19 protein-coding genes are annotated in these 20,629 nt (G+C 58.0%); 10 read left to right on the forward strand and 9 right to left on the reverse strand.

Features of this window, described 5'->3' with window-relative positions:
- Positions 1-67 precede the first annotated feature (67 nt).
- Positions 68-1,327, reverse strand: coding sequence for an ABC transporter substrate-binding protein (locus ACR0NF_RS12660; protein WP_480472650.1), 1,260 nt, complete (start codon positions 1,325-1,327; stop codon positions 68-70).
- A 150-nt stretch (positions 1,328-1,477) separates the two neighbouring features.
- Between ACR0NF_RS12660 and ACR0NF_RS12665 the strand changes: the two genes are divergently transcribed.
- From ACR0NF_RS12665 to ACR0NF_RS12695, 7 genes are all read left to right on the forward strand, one after another.
- The gene (locus tag ACR0NF_RS12665; RefSeq protein ID WP_480472910.1) at positions 1,478-2,272 is read left to right on the forward strand and encodes an IclR family transcriptional regulator; all 795 of its coding nucleotides are present in this window, start codon (positions 1,478-1,480) and stop codon (positions 2,270-2,272) included.
- A complete protein-coding gene (locus ACR0NF_RS12670) occupies positions 2,269-3,327 on the forward strand; it encodes an ABC transporter ATP-binding protein (protein WP_480658760.1) in 1,059 nt (352 codons plus the stop codon). Before ACR0NF_RS12665 ends, ACR0NF_RS12670 begins: the two co-directional genes overlap by 4 nt.
- 162 nt (positions 3,328-3,489) lie before the next feature.
- Positions 3,490-4,449 (forward strand): dihydrodipicolinate synthase family protein, encoded by a 960-nt coding sequence (locus ACR0NF_RS12675; protein ID WP_480472654.1) that lies wholly within the window; start codon positions 3,490-3,492, stop codon positions 4,447-4,449.
- Positions 4,440-5,369, forward strand: a complete 930-nt coding sequence (locus ACR0NF_RS12680; protein WP_480667381.1) for a 4-hydroxyproline epimerase — start codon at positions 4,440-4,442, stop codon at positions 5,367-5,369. The genes ACR0NF_RS12675 and ACR0NF_RS12680 overlap by 10 nt, the downstream gene beginning before the upstream one ends.
- The gene (locus tag ACR0NF_RS12685; protein WP_480472658.1) at positions 5,366-6,601 is read left to right on the forward strand and encodes an NAD(P)/FAD-dependent oxidoreductase; all 1,236 of its coding nucleotides are present in this window, start codon (positions 5,366-5,368) and stop codon (positions 6,599-6,601) included. Before ACR0NF_RS12680 ends, ACR0NF_RS12685 begins: the two co-directional genes overlap by 4 nt.
- A 10-nt stretch (positions 6,602-6,611) precedes the next feature.
- Complete coding sequence (locus ACR0NF_RS12690; RefSeq protein WP_480472660.1) at positions 6,612-7,634, forward strand: trans-3-hydroxy-L-proline dehydratase; 1,023 nt, start codon at positions 6,612-6,614, stop codon at positions 7,632-7,634.
- A gap of 1 nt (position 7,635) precedes the next feature.
- Complete coding sequence (locus ACR0NF_RS12695; protein WP_480472662.1) at positions 7,636-8,322, forward strand: GntR family transcriptional regulator; 687 nt, start codon at positions 7,636-7,638, stop codon at positions 8,320-8,322.
- Here ACR0NF_RS12695 and ACR0NF_RS12700 read toward each other — a convergent pair.
- Complete coding sequence (locus ACR0NF_RS12700; RefSeq protein ID WP_480472664.1) at positions 8,310-8,891, reverse strand: YceI family protein; 582 nt, start codon at positions 8,889-8,891, stop codon at positions 8,310-8,312. The two genes, ACR0NF_RS12695 and ACR0NF_RS12700, sit on opposite strands and share 13 nt — an antisense overlap.
- 98 nt (positions 8,892-8,989) lie before the next feature.
- On the opposite strand from ACR0NF_RS12700, the gene ACR0NF_RS12705 reads away from it, so the two are divergent.
- The 3 genes from ACR0NF_RS12705 to ACR0NF_RS12715 are packed head-to-tail and all read left to right on the forward strand — an operon-like array spanning position 8,990 to position 11,380.
- Positions 8,990-9,514 carry an RNA polymerase sigma factor gene (locus ACR0NF_RS12705; protein ID WP_480472666.1) on the forward strand — a complete coding sequence of 175 codons (525 nt, stop codon included), beginning with the start codon at positions 8,990-8,992 and terminating at the stop codon, positions 9,512-9,514.
- Positions 9,511-10,248, forward strand: coding sequence for a hypothetical protein (locus tag ACR0NF_RS12710; protein ID WP_480658748.1), 738 nt, complete (start codon positions 9,511-9,513; stop codon positions 10,246-10,248). The genes ACR0NF_RS12705 and ACR0NF_RS12710 overlap by 4 nt, the downstream gene beginning before the upstream one ends.
- 52 nt (positions 10,249-10,300) lie before the next feature.
- Entirely contained in the window at positions 10,301-11,380 is a 1,080-nt protein-coding gene (locus tag ACR0NF_RS12715) for a helix-turn-helix domain-containing protein (RefSeq protein ID WP_480778350.1), read from the forward strand.
- Between the two features lie 34 nt (positions 11,381-11,414).
- Here ACR0NF_RS12715 and ACR0NF_RS12720 read toward each other — a convergent pair whose 3' ends face one another.
- The 7 genes from ACR0NF_RS12720 to ACR0NF_RS12750 all read right to left on the reverse strand — a co-directional run bounded on the left by ACR0NF_RS12720 (position 11,415) and on the right by ACR0NF_RS12750 (position 20,548).
- Positions 11,415-12,491 carry a DUF2793 domain-containing protein gene (locus ACR0NF_RS12720; protein WP_480472672.1) on the reverse strand — a complete coding sequence of 359 codons (1,077 nt, stop codon included), beginning with the start codon at positions 12,489-12,491 and terminating at the stop codon, positions 11,415-11,417.
- A gap of 119 nt (positions 12,492-12,610) precedes the next feature.
- Complete coding sequence (locus ACR0NF_RS12725; protein ID WP_480778351.1) at positions 12,611-14,047, reverse strand: mannose-1-phosphate guanylyltransferase/mannose-6-phosphate isomerase; 1,437 nt, start codon at positions 14,045-14,047, stop codon at positions 12,611-12,613.
- Between the two features lie 28 nt (positions 14,048-14,075).
- Entirely contained in the window at positions 14,076-14,969 is an 894-nt protein-coding gene (gene galU / locus ACR0NF_RS12730; protein ID WP_480667376.1) for a UTP--glucose-1-phosphate uridylyltransferase GalU, read from the reverse strand.
- 213 nt (positions 14,970-15,182) lie between these two features.
- A complete protein-coding gene (locus ACR0NF_RS12735; protein ID WP_480778352.1) occupies positions 15,183-16,988 on the reverse strand; it encodes an ABC transporter ATP-binding protein in 1,806 nt (601 codons plus the stop codon).
- Position 16,989: 1 nt separating this feature from the next.
- Positions 16,990-17,919: an ABC transporter permease subunit gene (locus ACR0NF_RS12740; RefSeq protein WP_480778353.1), complete on the reverse strand. Its 930-nt coding sequence runs from the start codon at positions 17,917-17,919 to the stop codon at positions 16,990-16,992.
- A gap of 10 nt (positions 17,920-17,929) precedes the next feature.
- Complete coding sequence (gene oppB, locus ACR0NF_RS12745; protein WP_480778354.1) at positions 17,930-18,853, reverse strand: oligopeptide ABC transporter permease OppB; 924 nt, start codon at positions 18,851-18,853, stop codon at positions 17,930-17,932.
- A gap of 66 nt (positions 18,854-18,919) precedes the next feature.
- Entirely contained in the window at positions 18,920-20,548 is a 1,629-nt protein-coding gene (locus tag ACR0NF_RS12750) for a peptide ABC transporter substrate-binding protein (RefSeq protein ID WP_480778355.1), read from the reverse strand.
- Between the last annotated feature and the right edge of the window lie 81 nt (positions 20,549-20,629).

Genomic DNA, 20,629 nt, shown 5'->3' on the forward strand with positions numbered 1-20,629 from the left:
CGGGCTGAAGCCCGCCCTACGATTGTGCTTGGCATAGGCCAGGCTTCAGCCCGGCCTACATTCCAAATCAGTTGTCGTAGATGCGCCCGCGTGCACGTTCCAGCTTGGCCAGAATACGGTCAACATTGTCGGGCTTGACCATGAATTCCTGAAAGCCTTCCATCGACACTTTGGCCATTTCAGCAGGCGCGTCGCGATCCCAGAACTGGGCAACGCCGCCGGGGCTGTTCGACGACAGCATCTCGAAACCTTGCAGCAGGAACTTATCGTCATCCACCGAAGACTGCGCGTTTACCGGAAGCTGGCCGAGATTTGCGCCGTTGTTGATTTCGGATTGCTCATCCGCGGAAACCACAAAGCGCAAGAACTCGCGCGCGGCTTCCTTGTTGGAAGCATTGGCCGGGATGTGGAACGTGTCGGTCGGCGCGTCTTCGGCTAGTTCTACATCGGGGTTGATGGCGACGAACTGGTAGAAATCCAACTGATCATCGGACAGACCAGCCTCGCGCAGCGGGGCCACGGCGAAGTTACCCATCAGATAGGCCGTGGCTTCGCCGTTGACCATGAAGGGTAGGGCCTCTTGCCAGCTATATGTCTGGTGGTTGTCGATAAACGCGCCCATATCGATCAGCTGCTTCCAGTTGGCGAAGGTCTGCTTGACCCGATCATCCTCCCAGCTGATTTCGCCATTGGCGAGCTGGTTGTGGAAGTCGTAGCCGTTGGTGCGCATATTCAGATAGTCGAACCAGCCGCCAGCGGTCCACAGGAACTTGGTCCCGATGGTGTAGCAAGCGCGCCCCGAATCGACGATCTTCTGGCAGTTTGCCAGCTCTTCTTCCCAGGTGGTTGGCTCGCTCAGGCCCAGCTCATCGAAGATGTCTTTACGATAGTAAACGCCCCACTGATAGTAGGTGTAGGGTACGCCCCACTGTTTGCCGTCGATGGTCATCGCACCTTTGGTCGAGGCCAGGTTGTCTGCAATCTCAGGCTCGGCCCAGAGATCGGATACATCTTCGAAAAGACCCGCCTCCACATAAGGTTTCATCCGGTTCGCAGCATACCATGTGGCGACATCAGGCGTGTCCGCCGTCAGGAAGTTGCGGATTTGGGTCTTATAGGCTTCGCGGTCGATCACCGTGGTTTCGATTTCCAGACCGGGGTGCTCTGCCGCAAAGCGCTCGATCATCGCTTCCATTGTCGCGCGGGGCGCAGGGTTCGATGTGTCGAGGAAAATGCGCAGCTCGCCCGAGAGCTCGGCAGCGGCCGGAGCCGCGATTGCGACGCTCATGGCCAGCGCAGCCGTGGTGCGCTTGAAGATGGAATGCATGGTTTCCTCCCTTTTGCTTCCATTCTGGTGTTTTTAAGTTCCAAATAATGAAACCGTGTTTTATATATTGAAAACTACACATCGACTCGGCTAGTCTTGTCAAGACCCTCGTGGCCTGGCCGCAGGGAAAGTGGAGGAGAATTGGCACCCGTGGCAGGTGACGGTACAATCGGAAAAGCATGTGATGTGCTGGAGCAGGTGGCGTCGTTCGATCGCCCTGTTCGATTTGCGGAACTGCTGGAAAGCAGCGAGTTTCCCAAGGCAACCCTCTATCGGTTTCTGCAATCACTGACCAATCAGGGGATGTTGTATTACGATCCTGACCGGCAGACCTACTCCCCGGGCATGCGCCTCGTGCGTCTGGCGCATTCGGCTTGGACTCAAAGCTCACTGGCGCCGATCGCGCGGCCGTTCCTGGATGTGCTCAGCCAGGAAACCGGCGAGACGGTGCATCTGGCGCAGCTCGATTCTGGCCAGGTTCTATATGTAGACAAGCGAAACGCGCAGCGACCGGTCGAGATGTATTCAGAGGCCGGAAAAGTCGGCCCGGCTTATTGTACCGGTGTCGGAAAGGCGATGATGGCCTATTTGGATGAGGTCCTGCTGCAGAAAACGATTTCGCAGCAGAGCTTTCATCGGTTCACCGACAAGACGCTGACCTCAGAAGAGGCCTTGCGCGCAAATTTGGAGCTGATCCGCAATAGGGGCTACGCCGTTGACGATGAAGAGCACGAACCCGGCATTATCTGCGTGGCCTGTCCTATTCTGACGCCTGGTGGGCGCGTGTTGGGTGCGCTTTCGATCACCGGATCGACCGGGCGGATGAATTTCGAACAATTGGAATCATGGGTTCCCCGCGTTCGGCGTGTAGCCGAACAAATCGGAACCGAAGCACAAGCGTGGCGGTTCCCCGAGAGCCAGAAGAACAGGATACAAGCGACATGACAGGTGTAACCCTGAAGAACGCGATCAAGCGCTATGGCCAGACTCAGGTCATCCACGGGATCGATTTGCAGATTGAAGATGGTGAATTCTGTGTCTTCGTTGGCCCTTCAGGCTGCGGCAAATCCACATTGCTGCGGATGATAGCCGGGTTGGAGGAGACCTCGGACGGAGAGATTCATATCGGCGCACGCGATGTCACGCATATGGATCCGGCGAAGCGTGGTGTGGCGATGGTATTCCAGACCTATGCGCTCTATCCACATATGACCGTGGCCGAGAATATGGGTTTTGGCCTGCGGATGAACGGTGTGGCGAAGGCCGAAATTGATCAGAAGGTTCAGGAAGCCTCGGGTATTCTCAAGCTCGACCAGTATTTGAAACGCAAGCCCAAGGCTCTGTCGGGTGGTCAGCGTCAACGAGTAGCCATCGGTCGCGCTATTGTGCGTGGCCCCGAGGTATTCCTGTTCGACGAGCCCCTGTCCAACCTCGACGCAGAATTGCGGGTGGAGATGCGGGTTGAGATTGCGCGTCTGCACCAGGAAATCGGTGCGACAATGATCTACGTGACGCACGATCAGGTCGAGGCGATGACCATGGCCGACAAGATCGTCGTGCTGCGGGATGGGCGAATCGAACAGGTCGGAGCTCCGATGGATCTGTACCGCGATCCTGACAACAAATTTGTCGCTGGTTTCATCGGTTCGCCAGCGATGAATTTCCTTGAATGTGATGTGGTCGATGGAACCGTGCGCCATCCGGCCTTGTCTGAATCCATCCCGGTGACGAATGGTGTGCCGTCCGGTGCCACGAAGGTAACATTGGGCATTCGCCCCGAGCATATTCAGGTCGATCGCAACGGAGAGTCCTGCACTGTGGACCTGACCGAAGCGCTTGGCGGTGTGTCGTATTCCTATTTGCTAACCCCAAATGGTGATAAACTGATCGTTGAAGAACGCGAAGATCAGCGCAGCAAGAATGGAGAGCGGATCGGTATCTCGTTCCGCCCGGAACGCGCCATGATGTTCGATCCGGAGACCGGGCAGAGGTTGCGCTGAGCATCCAATCTGTATGCCATGAACTTACGCGGGTCATTAGCTTTCAAAGCTTCTGGCCCGTTGCGTTGTGTGCCGCTGAAAAGAGGCACAAATCTATTTATGGATTTTGTATCCAATATCCGATACTGAAGATTCGTGCGCTCAGCGAATGGAGACCCTGGAATGCCAAACACCGTATTCACCGGCACGATGCCCGCCTTGATGACCCCCTGCACCTCCGCTCGCCAACCGGATTTCGACGCGCTTGTCCGCAAAGGACAAGAGATGATCGCAGCCGGGATGTCAGCCGTGGTCTATTGCGGCTCGATGGGGGATTGGCCCTTGCTGACTGACGCCCAGCGGATGGAAGGGGTTGAGCGTCTGATCGATGCCGGGTTGCCAGTTGTGGTCGGTACCGGGGCGATCAACACGAAATCAGCGGTTGCCCATGCGGCCCATGCGCAGAAGATGGGCGCGGCGGGGCTGATGGTGATCCCGCGGGTGTTGTCGCGGGGCAGCTCGCCTGCAGCGCAGAAAAATCACTTTAAGGCGATCCTCGAAGCCGCACCGGATGTGCCCGCAATCATCTACAACAGCCCGTATTATGGCTTTGCCACACGGGCCGATCTGTTCTTTGCCCTGCGCGCCGAGCATTCCAATCTGGTTGGGTTCAAAGAATTTGGTGGCAAGGATGATCTGCGCTATGCCGCCGAGAATATTACCAGCCAGGATGATCAGGTCACGCTGATGGTCGGCGTCGATACCGAGGTCTACCATGGCTTCGTCAATTGCGGTGCAACTGGCTCGATCACCGGAATCGGCACCGCTCTGCCGCGTGAGGCGCTTTTGCTGGCTGCACTGTCTCAGAAAGCAGCTGCAGGCCATGCCGAGGCGCGCCAACGCGCGCAAGAACTGACCGAGGCGATCCATGTATTGTCGAGCTTCGATGAAGGCCCTGATCTGGTGCTTTACTACAAGCACCTTCTGGTGCTGAACGGAGAAGACGAATACCAACTGCATTTCAACGAAGGCGATGCGCTGACAGACGCGCAGCGTAACTACTGCGAGCAGCAATATGCGCTGTTCCGCGGCTGGTTCGCCGATTGGTCGAGGCAGGGCGGAGTGATTGCCGAATGCATGTGATCGACAGCCATACCGGAGGTGAGCCTACGCGGGTCATTCTGGACGGCGCCCCCGATCTTGGCACCGGGCCTCTCGCCGAGCGAGCGCGTCGGTTGGCGACCGAACATGAAGCCTTCTATCGCTCGATCATGCTTGAACCCCGCGGACAGCCGGCCATGGTCGGCGCTTTGTTGGTTGAGCCGGTGGATACCTCCTGCGTGACCGGCGTGATCTATTTCGATGTGGACGCGGTGCTGGGCATGTGTGGGCACGGCACAATAGGACTGGCCGTTACCTTGGCGCACTTAGGGCGGATTGATGTCGGCACGCACCGTATTGAAACCCCAGCGGGGGTGGTGACGGTTGAGCTTCATGATGCCAACACCGTCACCGTGACCAATATCGCAAGCCGCCGGGTCCGGAAGAACGTGTCGTTGGATGTGCCCGGACATGCGTCGATAGCGGGCGATATCGCTTATGGCGGCAATTGGTTCTTTATCGTCGATCCCAGCCCGATCCCCGTGACGGCTGAAAATATCGGCGCGTTGACCGCGTTGACTATCGCGATCCGTGAAGCCTCGATTGACGCGGGGGAGGGGGGCGAAAATGGTGAGCCTGTGGATCATGTGATCCTGCAGGGACACTCGCCCAGCGGGGCGCATAGTCGAAATTTTGTGCTTTGCCCGGATGACAACTATGACCGCTCACCCTGCGGTACTGGCAGTTCCGCGCGGTTGGCATGTTTGGCTGCGGATAATCTGTTGGCTGCCGGAGAGGAGATTGTGCAGGAAAGTGTCATCGGCAGTTCTTATCGCCTATCTTATCAGCCGGGCCCAAATGGCGGGGTGATCCCACGTATCACCGGGCAAGCCTATGTCATGGCCGAAGCCACATTGATCTTCGACAGACAGGATCCCTTCCGCACAGGCATTGAGGCGTGACCGAATTGGTCATCATAGGGGCCGGTGTCATTGGCATCACCACCGCACTGGAGTTGCAGCGCAGAGGGCATAAAGTCCGCGTGCTGGATCGAAAGGGCGTCGCGTCCGAGACCTCGGCCGGGAATGCCGGGGCCTTCGCCTTCCCCGAAGTGGAACCCTTGGCAACGCCCGGAATTATGCGCAAGGCCCCGAAATGGCTGTTTGATCCGCTTGGCCCATTGTCGATCCCACCCGCCTATGCACTGCAGATCGCGCCATGGATGTACCGGTTCTGGCGCGCCAGCAGGCTGGACCGATATGAGAGCCTTCTGGACGCTCAGACCAAGTTGATGGACTTGTCCTCAACCGCGCTGGGGCGATTGATCCCTTCGGTCGACGGCGAAGAGAGGATGCAGCGCGACGGGCAGATGCAGCTTTACGAAAGTGAGGCTGAATTCCGTGCCAGCCTGCCCACATGGGAGTTGCGTCGCCGCCATGGGATAGAGTTCGAGCTGTTGGAAAGCCCATCGGCGATTGCCGAAAAGCAACCGGGCCTCAGCCCCCGTTTCACGCATGCGGGGTTCACGCCCGGCTGGCTCAATACGGTCGACCCCAAAGCCTGGGTCGAGCATCTGGCGCGGGTATTTCGTGAACGGGGAGGAACGATCGAACAGTGCGAAATCCGGGCGCTGGAACCGCGCGATGCCGGTGTTGAAATCATCCACGCCGAGGGCAGGATTGCAGCTCCGCATGTGGTCGTCGCAGCCGGGGCGTGGTCGCACCACCTTGCGCGAACTCTCGGTGATCATATCCCGCTGGAGACTGAACGCGGGTATAATACGACGCTGCCCAAAGGTGCTTTCGATCTTCGGATGCATCTGACCTTTTCGCGTCATGGTTTCGTCGCGAGCCGTATCAATGGTGGTGTTCGCATCGGAGGTGCGGTTGAGCTTGGTGGCCTGAAATTGCCGCCGAATTACAAACGAGCGGACATTCTGTTGCAAAAGGCCGCGCAATTTCTGCCGGGCCTCAAAACCGAAGGCGGCACGCAATGGATGGGTTTCCGGCCATCATTACCTGATAGCATTCCAGTCATCGGGCCGTCGGCCAGGTCCGCGAACGTCTTTTATGCTTTCGGTCACGGTCATCTAGGGCTGACTCAATCGGCTGGAACAGCCGAATTGATCGGCGCACTGATCGATGGCCAGGAACCTCCGATCTCGTTGCATCCATACTCTGCCAACCGTTTCTGAAGGGGATCTCATGCGCAGCACAAAGACCATTCACGTCGTATCGGCCCATGCCGAAGGAGAGGTCGGTGACGTGATTGTCGGAGGTGTCGCACCTCCACCCGGCGACACGATCTGGGATCAGCGCAACTTCATCGCCTCGGACCAGACCTTGCGCCGTTTTGTATTGAATGAACCGCGCGGGGGCGTGTTTCGGCACGTCAATCTGCTGGTCCCGCCCAAGCATCCTGACGCGGATGCTGGGTTCATCATCATGGAGCCCGAAGACACGCCGCCTATGTCGGGCTCAAACTCAATTTGCGTTTCAACCGTGTTGCTCGATAGCGGGATCATCCCGATGCAGGAGCCCGAGACACACATGACGCTCGAAGCACCCGGAGGGTTGGTCCGCGTGCGGGCCAAGTGCCGCAATGGCAAGGCCGAGCGTATTTATGTTCAGAATGTCTCAAGCTTTGCGGACAAGCTAGACGCCCGGATTGAGGTTGAAGGGATTGGTAGCTTGCGCGTCGACACCGCCTTTGGTGGCGACAGTTTTGTCATTGTGGATGCCGCGGATCTTGGCTTTGCATTGACGCCGGATGAAGGTGCAGACTTGGCCCGCACTGGTGCCGGGATCACCGACGCTGCAAATGAGCAGTTGGGTTTCAACCATCCCACCAAGGATTGGAATCACATCTCGTTCTGTCAGATTGCTGGGCCCTTGCGAAGAGAAGGTGAAATCCTGACCGGCCGCAATACGGTTGCCATCAAACCGGGCAAGCTGGATCGTTCGCCTTGTGGCACGGGGGCCTCGGCGCGGATGGCGGTGCTGTTGGCAAAGGGGCAGATGTCAGCGACCGACCGGTATCATGCACGCTCGGTAATCGACAGCGAGTTCCGCTGCCGAATCGTGAATCAGCACGATCTGAACGGTCGTAATGCGATTACCCCGGAAATATCGGGCCGGGGCTGGATCACCGGCACGCATCAGCAAATGCTGGACCCGGATGACCCGTGGCCGGGCGGCTACCGTCTGAGCGACACCTGGGGTGCGTAACATGGGATCCAAACGCGCCATTGCCCGCCGAAGCCTGCCTGATGTGATCGCCAGCGATCTGCGTGAACGTATCCTGAGCGGTGAACTGGCCGAGGGCGAAACCATCCGGCAAGAAGCGCTTGCGGAAGAATATGATGTGTCCCGTATGCCAATACGCGAAGCCCTTAAACAATTGGATGCCGAGGGGCTGGTCGTCTTGACCACAAACCGAGGCGCGACGGTCACCGAGCATTCGCTGGACGAGATAGCCGAGATATTCGACCTGCGGGTTTTGCTTGAAGTTGACCTGTTCCGGCGCGCCATCCCTGCGATGACCACTGTAGAGTTTGCAGAATGCAAGGATATCCTGAAACAGATGGAGGCATCATACGACGCAAACGATGTTGGCCAATGGGGTGCGCTGAACCATCGTTTTCATACAGCTCTTTACGCTGCGGCGGGGCGCGGCTTGACCAATGAACTGCTGCATCGGGTATCGCTGCAATCCGATCGCTACATCCGCATGCATCTGAGCGTGATGCAGCAGCGCGGGCCTGCCCGCAAAGAACATCGAGAGCTGTTGCAGCTGGCGCAGGCCGGTCAGACTGACGCGGCCTGCGCTCTGCTTGCGACGCATATCGGGCGAACCAAAGAAGAACTCATTACACTGATGACAGCCCGTCGCGCCACAGAGTCTCAGCCCTCCTGAGTGAACATCAGGCGTGCTGTGACGGGGACGGTGCGGGTGATGCTGGGCAGTTGCGCCAGTTCCATCAGCTTGTCGACACCGGGGGTAACCCCTGCATCCTCGGCGCTGATAAAGACCATGTCATTGGTCGATACCATGACTGCATCCTCGCCGACCCGCAGGATGAACATATCGGTGTAGAAATCGACCTCGGTGCCTACCAGCGACAGTTTGGCGTCCACTTCCATCACGGTGGTTTCCCCTACGGCCAACTTCGAGACAGCATCCATATCGATCTGGGCCGTCAACGTTGCAGTGGCGGCCTTGCGGAAGACATGCTCGATCATGCGTTCGTTGCGAATGTCGATATTGGTCTCAACCGAAGACAAGTCGATATCGATCTCGACCTTCCCGTCTTCGCTTACGTGACCCGAGAGATTTGAAAAGGAGTTAACCTCTCCCACATCCTCGATTTTGACTGTGCCATAGGCCAGATGCGAGGCGTCAGAATCCAATGTCCAGTTGGCCGCAAATGCGGGCATTGCAACAATTGCCGACGCAATCGTGAATGTTTTCAGCAGAAGTTTCATTTCTTTCCTCCAGAGTCTATGTCAGTTCAAACCAAGCGGGCCCGGTCCCATGTCAAACCAAACACACACAGGTCGCGATTTATTCGATGAGTGTTGAAATGAGTTCCGAACAAGCCGTACGCGGCGCGATCCAGACCCACTCCAAACGGGTCTGGCGTTTTGGGCTGGCTCTGTCGGGCGCTTCGGATATTGCAGACGATTTAATGCAGGCGACTGCGTTGCGGGCGTTGGAGAGACACCATCAGGTCACTTCTTATGACCGTCTGGACAGCTGGCTGATGACGATCTGCCGCTCGATCTGGTTGAACGAAATCCGCGCACGTTCGGTTCGAAAGGCGCAGGCGCTGTCCGTGACGCCCGAATCTGAATTAATTGCATCCGGACCCGATTCAGAAACGAATATTTTCGCCGCTCAGGTGTTTACACAAGTGATGCAACTGCCAGAAGCGCAGCGCGAGACGGTGATGCTTGTATTTGTCGAAGGATACAGTTACCGCGAAGCTGCTGCTATGCTGGACGTTCCCATCGGTACGATCATGAGCCGGTTGTCCAATGCCCGGCAGAAACTGAAATCCGTGATGCAGCACGACGGGGCTGACATCGTGCGACGGAGTGGCAAATGAAGTTTTCAGATGAGACGCTTCTGGCCTATCTGGAAGGCAGTCTTGAGGAGTCGGAGGCCCGCGCCATCGAGGACGCAGTGGCCGATGAACCGGCGCTGGAATCGCGCCTGATGGCACTCGATCCGTTCGCTGCTGCGGTTCAGCAGGCCTTTGAGGATGTGCCCGCCAAGACGCCGCAGGTCGATCTGCCCCAACCTGTCGCGACGCAAAGCTCTGCTGGGCCTATGCGCCTTTTGGCAGTTGCGGCTTCGGTTGCAGTCATAGCGGTTTCAGCCACATTCTGGGCCACACGCCCTGCGGAACTGGGCTGGGCCGCGCAGGCGGCGATTTACCAGTCGCTCTATGTGCCGGAAACCATCGCCTCGCTGAATAATTCGCCCGAGGCGCTGGACGCACAGTTTGCCCGCGCCGAAGCAGAGTTGGGCCGTTCGCTGAACCGGGATGTGCTTGAGGCGTTGCCCGGGCTTGATCTGAGGCGGGCGCAGGTGCTGTCGTTCAAAGGCAAACCGCTGATCCAGATCGTTTTTGCGGACGCACAGGGTCAGCCCTTTGCGTTCTGCATTATCCGACAGGGTGAGGGTGCGCCAGCGAAGGATGTGAACCTGGCTGTGCTCAGCGGGCTGGCAACAGCCACCTGGGCGGGCGATGGCTATGGCTATATGCTTTTGGGCAGCGACCCGCAGACCGATCTGGGTAACGAGCTTAGCATCCTGACCGAGACCTTTACCGGCTGATCAGTTCGAATACCCCTTGTGAACTGCTGTAAATGGTCGAAGAATATCGGCCATGACGCCTAAACCTCTGACATCGGATCTGGATGACGAGGCCACCGAAGAGGGGCCCCGCAGCATATACGACCCCGATCCGCCGGAAGATGAAGATCTGTGGTTTCTTCCTCCGCCTGATGACGAAAGCCCCGAAGATCTGCTGACACCGGGGCCGCGGCCCGAGCAGACACTTTTGTTCGATCCCCGAGACTGGCGCGCGGCGCAGTCCGAACTTTCCGCCGATCTTGCGGATCTTGCTCTGACCTTCGGTGCGTTGGATGAGCGGTTGAGGGCAGGCCCGTCGGGCTGGGGGCATCGGTTGGCATTGATGGAGGTCTCGGACCTGGGCTGGTGGACCGGTGACCGGATCGGGGTCGATCGCCTGGCGCTTTGGACGGGGTTGCGGATCGGGGCGACGAGTGATGATGTTCAGGCCCTCTATCGCGCAGGCTGGGCTGTGCGCAGGCTGACCTCGGGCGCTGGCCCATCGGACGGCGGATGGGAGACAGGTCTCACCGCATTTCTCGACCGTCAGGCGCAAGGGATTGAAGATACGCCCGAAGCGGTCGCCGATCTGGCCGAGGTGATGCGCAGCGCGGACGGATTGCATCCGGTCACGCTGGCCGCTGTTGGCTTTCATGCATGGAGGGCGTTTTCCCCCGGAATCGGACAGGACACCGAAGCCGCAATCGTCGCGAACCGGCACGCCGCAACGATGGGGCGCGGCGGGGCGTTGTTTATGCCGCTGGCCTTGTCTGGACCAGGCGCTTTACGCGGCTCCGGAACAGTTGAGGAAAAACTGGCGGCCTGGGTGCGTGGGGCGGGGCAGGCCGCACTTGCCGCCTTGCTGCATTTGGACCGGATCAGCGCATGGGAAACGCGCGCGCGCGATGCAACGTCAGACTTGAGTGGGCGCACACCGCCCGTTTTGATCGATGCACTAACGGCCTGGCCAATGGTCTCGGCCCCGCTGGCCGAAGAACTGACCCAATCCTCTCGTGCCGCCGTTCAGCGAAATCTGGACAAATTCACCCGAAGAGGCCTGATCCGAGAGGTTACCGGGCAAGGGCGGTACCGCGTCTGGACAGCAGATTTGTGATCGCCCGGACCATAGGCTCGGGCGATCAGAAGGCTCAGAACCAGCGGCCAATCGCGATAAGTGTCGGTGACAGAGTGGTTGCATCAGATGTTGCAGATATCACTTGATAGGTAACCTCCGTCTCCGACGGCGCATCGAAGCCGAGGAATCGGTTGAGCCCGCCACCATTGCCGCTGATGACGGGTGCCGTACCCGAAGCGAAAGCGATGGGGAAATCCCAGTTTGCCGAGCTGCTGGCAAAAAGGGCACCGGTCGCCGTGGTGCACCCAACCGCGCCCAGTGTCGCTGTACAAATTTGTGTGCCGTCGGCAAACCGCACATAATCGCCGTTCGCGCTGCTGCCACGTTCGATAACGGCCCCGCCGGGGGTGCCGCCAGTTTCCGAGACCACGCCCAATACGTTGCCGGGCCCATAGCCATAATCTGCACGCATCAAGCGCCCCGGCGTGGTGTCGTCAACGCTGCTTTGCACCGCCGCGCCGCTTGCAGTGCCATTGCTGGCATCGATCCGCAATGCCTCGGTCCAGCTTCCGCCGTCGGGTGAAACTTTGATCGAAAACTCGGTGCTGCCGGACAGGCCCATTTCGGCATGGCCGGTCCAGTTCGACTGGAACAGCAACGAGGCCGTATCACCAGCACCCGCCTTGTTGATCTTCAACTGATGCCCGCTTCCCTCGTGGGTCAGCAACGTGGCCGGGCTGCGCACCGCCAGCCGGTTGGTGCTGTCGGACCCTGTGGTGATCCCGACACCAGACAGGTTTTGCGTACTGACGGGCGGGTCAATCCAATCCGATCCGTTCCAGACCTTGATCTGACCCGATCCCTGATCCCAGGCCTGCCAACCAATGCCGGGCGTCACGAAATGCCAAGCATTGTCGATCCACGCGGCCAATTTACCGGCCTGACCGCTCCAGTCGCCGGTTGGAGAAGCCCCCAAGGCGTGGATTTCACCCTGATCCGGTGCGGCCGGCGGAACTGTGGAATTCAACGCCGCAAGGCTAAGTTGCACGACCAGATCCAGCGCCCGCAGCGCTTCGTTATGGGTGACGTGTTTCTGGGCCTGCGCGGGTTGCAGATAGGGCAGGTTCAATCGGGGTGAGTTTTGTGGCACGGGCGTCCTCCTATGGCTGTCGGTCCGACGATGATTGCGCGCCACCCTGCCGTGATCCGCGTGAATCTCGCCTGACCGGGCCGAACGCCCGATTTATCATGTGTTAAAAAGTCCAGCCGCTAATCGCGTGCATATATATCTTCGTATCGAATGATATCGTCTTCACCGAAATAGGTTCCGGTTTGCACTTCGATCAAAACCATCGGCACCTTGCCTGGGTTTACCATCCGATGCACCGCACCCAGCGGTACGTAGACTGACTGGTTCTCGGAAACCAGTTGCACCTTGTCATCAATGGTGACTTCAGCCGTGCCTTCCACGACAATCCAGTGTTCGGACCGATGATGGTGCGACTGCAGACTGAGCGAAGCGCCGGGGTGAACATGGATCCGTTTGACCTGAAACCGGTCGCCGATCACAAGGCTTTCGAACCAGCCCCAGGGACGGTGATCGACAGGCAGGGATTCCGCCTGTTTCGCGCCCTTGGCTTTCAATGCGGCGACGGCCTGTTTGACGTCCTGGGCCCGATCCATACTCGCCACAAGAACTGCGTCGGGCATCGCGACCGTGATCACATTTTCAAGTCCCATCGCAACGACTTCCTGAGCCGGGGCTTCCGAGCGAACCAGCACATTGCGGCAATCGATGGCCGTGACCTCGCCCGAGGTTGCGACACCGTCAGCGTTCGGGTTGCTCAGTTCTTGCACCGCGGACCAGCTACCCACATCTGACCACCCGGCGGCATAGGGAACCACGCTGAGGTTGTGGGCCTTTTCCATCACGGCATAGTCGATCGAGATATCCTGAACCGTGCTCCATGCTTTTGGATCAAGACGCAAGAACCCCAAATCGGACTGAGCTTGCTCAACAGCCGATCGCACCGGTGCCAAAAGGTCTGCGGCGTGTTGTTCGAATGCGTGCAGGATGTCTTTCACGGCGAACAGGAAGATGCCCGAGTTCCAAAGGTAGCTGCCGTCCGAGACCATCGCTTTGGCGCTCTCAAGATCGGGCTTTTCGACAAAGCGATCCAATTGAACCGCCGACCCAGATGCATCGGGCGAATGGCGTAGCTTGAGATATCCATACCCCGTCTCGGGTCGATCAGGTGTGATTCCGAATGTCACCAGGTCGCCGCGGTCGGCTATGGTGCGCGCGCCTTCGGCCACGGCCGCGTGAAAGGCGGAGGTGTCTGGGATGACGTGATCCGACGAGGCCACCAGCATCACTGCATTCGGGTCAGTTGAAGCAAGGTGCAGCGCGGCGGCCAACACGGCCGGTGCTGTATTGCGCCCCTCAGGCTCGATCAGGATCGGGCCGGGATTGACACCGATCTCGATCAATTGCTCGGGTACCACGAAGCGAAACGCTTCGTTGGTCAGGATCAATGGCTTGGCATAGGGCGCATCATCCGGCCCGCGCAGACGCTCTGCGCATTGTTGCAGCAGGCTGGTTTCCCCAATTAGCGGTACGAACTGCTTGGGATAACTTTTACGTGACAACGGCCAAAGCCGCGTGCCAGAGCCGCCACACAGGATGACCGGATAGATCTTGCTCATGATGGCTGCTCCCTCAGACCGGATCGTTTTATTGGGCGGCCTGGTCCGAGGCGACGATGTCATGCAGATAGCGGCTCAGATCGTCCCGCAGATCTTCGCGATCCAGTGCAAAGGACACGGTTGCCTGCAGGAAACCTGCTTTTGAGCCGCAGTCGAAGCGCCGACCGTCAAACTTGTAACCGAAGACGGGTACGCCGTTGGTGATGTCTTCGGCAATCGCATCGGTCAGCTGGATTTCACCACCGCTGCCCGCTTTCTTCTGGTTCAGGTTATAGAGGACTGACGGACCCAAAATATAGCGACCGATCACAGCCAGGTTCGATGGCGCTTCTTCGGGTTTAGGCTTTTCGACCATGCCCTTGGCGCGGACGACGGTACCGACATTCTCGCCAGTATCCAGAATCCCATAGGAACTTGTCTTCTCGTTTGGAACTTCCATCGCGGCCACCATGTTGCCGCCGGTTTCCTCATAGGCCTCGACCATCTGCTGCAGACACGGCTTGTTAGCTGCGATCACGTCATCAGGCAGCATGACCGCAAAGGGTTCGTCCCCGATCAGGCGGCGCGCGCACCACACCGCGTGGCCCAAACCCAGCGCCTTGTGCTGGCGGATATAGGCAATCGCGCCGCTTTCCATGTTGGTTTCGTTCAGAACTTCCAGCAGATCGTCTTTGCCTTTGGATTTCAGATCCTGTTCGAGCACCAGATTGTGGTCGAAATAATCCTCAAGTGCAGATTTGCCGCGCGAGGTTACGAAGATGAATTCCTTGATTCCGGCGGCACGGGCTTCGTCGATGGCATACTGAACCAGCGGGCGGTCGACCAACGTCATGATCTCTTTTGGCACCGATTTGGTCGCCGGCAAAAACCGCGTACCCATTCCTGCAACAGGGAAAATCGCCTTGGTGACCTTGCGTGTCATATTACCTCTCAAATTCGATGCTCGTCCGGCGGGTTCTTCGATTGCCGGCGCCTCCACATAAGTCTTAAATCCGTATCAATCAATCGTACCAGGCATGGACACCGTGGACCGGTTGGAATCTGCCATTAACCTAAGGTCAGAGTCAAAACGAAACCGGATCAGGGGCGAATCCGCGCCCCCAAGCCTATGACGGTATCAGGGGCGCGTAGAGTATCAGCCTTTGGCCATGATGGCCTCAAGCGGATCATGTTCTGCCACAAAGTGATCGGGTACCACTTCGCTAAGTTGCGGCACATAATCCACCTCGCCTGCCGATAACCGGCTGGGCAGAAAACGCAGCGCTGCCTTCGGATCCATGGGCGACGGCAATTCTCCCGGGAGTTTAAGCCTTTGGCGGCTGCGCTCGACATCCGGGTCGGGGATCGGCACCGCCGAGATCAGAGACTTTGTATATGGGTGAATAGGCTCGGAACAAATCACCTCTCCATCACCCAGTTCCACGATGCGACCGAGATACAAAACCATGATCCGGTTCGAGATCGCACGCACCACAGACAGATCGTGGCTGATGAAGATCATCGACAGGCCGAATTCTTGTTGCAATTCACGCAACAATTCGACGATTTGGGCTTGAATGGACACATCCAGGGCCGAAACGGCTTCGTCACAAATGATCAGTTTTGGCTTGTTGATCATCGCACGCGCGATTCCCACACGCTGGTTCTGTCCACCGGACAGTTCGTGCGGATAACGATTGATCATGTTTTCATTCAGACCGACCCGTCCCATCATTTCCGCGACCATCTCTTTACGCTCGCGCTCGGTTAGATCGGGGCGATAGGTTTTCAACGGTTCTGCAATCGAGGCCGAGATTGTCATACGTGGATCAAGGCTGGCCAGCGGGTCCTGAAACACGATCTGCAGATCTTTGCGATACTTGTTCAACTCGGCGCGTTTCAGACCAACAATTGGACTGCCCAACCAGCTGACATTGCCTGCACTGGGTTCGATCAATTGCAGAACAGCCCGTGCCAGCGTGGATTTGCCGCATCCGGACTCGCCCACCACGCCCAGGGTTTCACCCTTGCGGATGTCAAAACTGACGCCATCAACCGCTTTCAGCGGCACCTTGCGACCGAACAGCCCGCCCGAGACATGAATGGGGAAGTGAACCTTAACGTCATCGACCTTGAGCAGCGGTTCTTCAACGGCAGGCAATGCCTTGGGCGCATCGCCCGCATCAATGCGCGGCATGGCCTCAAGCAGGGTGCGCGTGTAGTCGTGCTGAGGCGCGCGGAAGATCTCGCGCGTGTCACCTGCTTCGACAAATTCACCCATGCGCATGACCTGAATCCGATCACACATCCGCGCCACAACGCCCATATCATGCGTGATCAGCGCAATCGCGGTCCCTTCATCCTTTTGCAGACGCACCATCAGGTCCAGAATGTCGGCCTGAACGGTAACATCCAGAGCGGTCGTGGGTTCATCCGCAATCAGAAGTTTGGGATTACAAAGCATCGACATGGCGATCATCACGCGCTGACGCATCCCGCCCGAAAGCTCGTGCGGATACTGATCCAGACGTCGTGCCGCCTCAGGGATGCGCACCCGGTTCAGCCAGTCCAGGCAACGTTGACGCGCGGCTGTGCCCTGCAGGCCTTCGTGGATTTGCAAAACCTCACGCATTTGCTGGCCTACCCGCAGATGCGGTGTCAGGGCGGTCAACGGATCCTGAAAGATCATGCCCACATCCGCGCCACGGATGCGGTTCAACTCATTTATAGGTAGGTTCAGGATTTCCTTGCCGTTCAACATGGCGGAACCCGAGGCGTGCCCAGCAGGCGGCAACAGCCCCATCGCGGCCATGAAGGTCTGGCTTTTGCCCGATCCACTTTCACCAACGATCCCGAGGCATTCACCGGGGTTGATGTCGAAGCTGATGCCTTTCACAGCCTCGACCACGCCATCTGGTGTGTCGAATTGGACGCTCAGGTCCTTGACGGAGAACAAACTCATATCAGCGATCCTTCGGGTCCAGAGCGTCACGCAGGCCATCGCCGATGAAGAACATCGTGATGATAATGGTGACATAGAAAGTCAGCGGGTACATCAGCTGCCACAGGGTGCCATAGCTCATGGTGCCGGCCCCCTCGGCAATCAGACGCCCGAGCGAGGTGTATGGTTCCGAAATGCCAAGGCCGAGGAACGAAATGAAGCTCTCGGTCAGGATCATTTCGGGCACCAGAAGCGAGGCGTATACGATCACAACACCCAGAAGATTGGGCAGGATGTGACGATACATGATCGTGAACTCGCCAACGCCAGCGGCGCGCGCGGCCTCGATGAACTCGCGGTTCTTCAGGGTCAGGGTCTGCCCACGCACAATTCGCGCCATGGTCAGCCAACCGACTGCCCCAAGGGCAATGAACAACATGAAGAATGACCGTCCCGCGACAACCAGCAGCAGAATGATGACCAGCGTTGCCGGGATCGCAAGAAGGATATCGACAAAGCGCATCATCACGCTGTCGGTGCGTCCGCCGATATAGCCTGCGGCGATGCCATAGCAAGTGCCAACGATCAGCGCAGTCGCTGCGCCAATCAAACCTACCAGTAGAGACGTCGTGGTTGCCTGAATAACGCGGCTGTAAAGGTCGCGTCCCAGGTCATCGACACCGAAAAAATGGCCGGTCTCTACGGACGGCATGCCCATGCCACGCACGTCCCCCATGACGTTCCAGTCGATCTCTTCATTATCCCAGATCGCAAAATAGGGACCAACGATCGTGAACAACACGATCATCCCAAGAATTAGGACACTCGCCATTGCTGCTTTGTTGCGGACAAAGCGCATGCGGGCGTCTTGCCAGAGTGATCGCCCCTGAATGACCGTGTAATCTGTGATTTCTTCGGCCAGATGGGCGGCTTTTTGTGATTTTCCTAGCATGGCCACCCCCTTAGTAGCGGATTTTTGGATCGAACCAGGCATAGGCCAAGTCGGTCAGCAGGTTCACGATAACGGTAAGCGCACCGTAGAGGATCGTGACACCCAGCAGCACGGCATAGTCGCGGGCGAGAGCTGAGTTCACATAGGCTTGCCCCAGACCACCGGTCGAAAAATAGATGTCGACAAAAACCGAGCCCGTCAGCACATAGACAAAGACCGGGCCCAGATATGAGACGACCGGTAGCAGCGTGGGCTTCAGCGCATGACGCCAGATCACAGTTCTTGTGGGCAAGCCTTTGGCACGCGCGGTTCGGATAAAGTTCGAGTTCATAACCTCCAACATCGACGACCGGGTGATCCGCGCAATCGAACCCATATAGGACGTCGCAAGCGCGATGACGGGCATCACCAGATACTGCCACTGGCCGCCATGCCAGCCCCCACCCGGCAGCCAACCCAGCCACAACGTGAAAGTCAGGATCAGGATCGGACCCATGATGAAGTTCGGCAGGGCTTGAGCGGCGATGCCCAGCCCAACGGCAAAGTAGTCGATCCAGGTGTTATGCCGGATCGCAGCTGCAATCCCCAGTGTAACGCCCACGGCGGTCGCAAACAGGAACGACAGAGAGCCATAGGTCAGAGAGATCGGAAAACCCTGTGCGATGATGTCGTTGACGTCCCGATCCTTGAATTTGAAGGACGGACCAAAGTCGAAATGCACAACGATGTTATAGAGGTAGTCCCACAGCTGTTTCCACAGCGGTTGGTCCAGCCCGTACCGCGCTTCGATATTGGCCAGAACCTGCGGCGGCAGAGGCCGTTCCGAGGTAAAGGGCCCACCGGGCGCCACGTGCATCAGGAAAAAACAGGCGACGACCAGCAACAGGATCGTCGGAATGGCGACCATCAGCCGCCGGAAACTATAGGCAAGCATTTCATGCCCCCGCGTTTATTGGCTTTGCCCCGGGCGATACCGGGGCAAAGCGTGGGTCAAAGACGATTATTCGGCGAGCTTATAAAGGTTCTTCGAATACCAGTTCTGCTCGACATTGTTCACCGGCCAGTTGCCCACATCGCTGTCCATCATATAGACACCGGCATAGTGGTAGATCGGGATCACCGGGGTTTCCTGCGCGATGATACGCTCGACCTCGGTGTAGAGCGGCGCTGCGTCATCCGCAGTCTTGGCTTCAGCCAGCAACTCGTCCACGCGGGCATTGTTGTATTTGCCGTCGTTGTAACCTGAATCCGACTGCAGCAGGTCGAGGAAGGTCGAGGCCTCGTTATAGTCGCCACACCACGCGCCGCGCGCCAGATCGAAGTTCTGGTTGCCACGTTCTTCCAGGAACACTTTCCATTCCATATTGGCCAGTTCGGCTTGAACGCCGAGCTTCTGCTTCCACATCTGGCTCAGCGCTACTGCAACCTTCTTGTGGTTTTCCGAAGTGTTATAGACCATCTCGAAGCTGAGTGGGTTGTCGGGGCCATAGCCCGCTTCGGCCAACAGCTCCTTGGCCAGTTCGTCGCGCTCAGCTTGCGACATCGAAGCCATTTCAACCGCTGGAACGGTGAAACCTGCGGTTGCTTCCGGCGCAAATGTATAGGCTTGGGGCTGACCACCGGCCATCACTTTTTCGGTGATGATCGCGCGATCAACGGCGAGCGACAGGGCCTGACGCACGTTGGGGTCTTTGAACGCTTCCGGGCCGCCCTCGGACAGGTTGAAGGTATAGTAATAGTTACACAGGCGCGGGAAGCTGATGGCTTCTTCCGGGTGCTCCTGGCTCAAGCGCGGATATTGACCTGCTGGAATTTCGGTCCGATCCAGTTCACCTGCCAGATAGCGGGTCAGGGCAACGTTTTCATCGTTGATGACCAGCGCCACAACCTTGTCGATGATCGTGTTGTCGTTGTCCCAATACATCTCGTTACGCTCGCGGACCGAGCGTTCCTGCGGCAGATGCTCTGTCAGGACATAAGCACCGTTCGAAACGATGTTCTCGGGGCGCGTCCAGGCATCACCGAACTCTTCAATGACCTTCTGCGGGGCAGGGAATGTGGTCGAGTGGGTGGTCATCTGCGGGAAATAGGGCAGGGGGGCGCTCAGGCGGACTTCCAACGTCTTATCATCGATGGCTTTAACGCCCAGCTCGTCCACCGGCTTTTCGCCTGCGATGATGTCGGCTGCGTTTTCGATCGACATCAGCTCCATGAACCACGCATAAGGCGAGGACAGTTCAGGATCGACGGCACGTTTCCAGGCATAGACGAAATCGCCTGCCGTAACCGGATCGCCGTTTGACCATTTTGCGTTGTCGCGCAAGGTAAAGGTGTAAACGTTCTTGGTGTCGTTGGCTTCAAAACCGGTGGCGACACCGGGAACCAGATTGCCTTCTTCGTCTTGATTCATCAGGCCTTCGAACAGATCGCGCACGATCTCTGCGCCCGAGACATCTTCGACAACCTGAGGGTCAACCGAGCTGTGTTCGTCAAGGATACGATAGGTAAAGGTCTGGTCATCGGCCAATGCCTCACCAGTTTCCGGGTGGGTGCCCGCAGCGATTGCGGCACCAGCGATAATGGTTGAGGACAATAGCCCCGCCAACGAGGTTCGGATCAGTGTGTTCATGTGTTTACTCCCATTTATTGATATCAGAAGCCGCACCACTGCCGTGGGGTGACTCTTCTATCTATGCGTTTCCGGCATCTG

The sequence above is a fragment of the Ruegeria sp. CF4 genome (assembly GCF_056537345.1).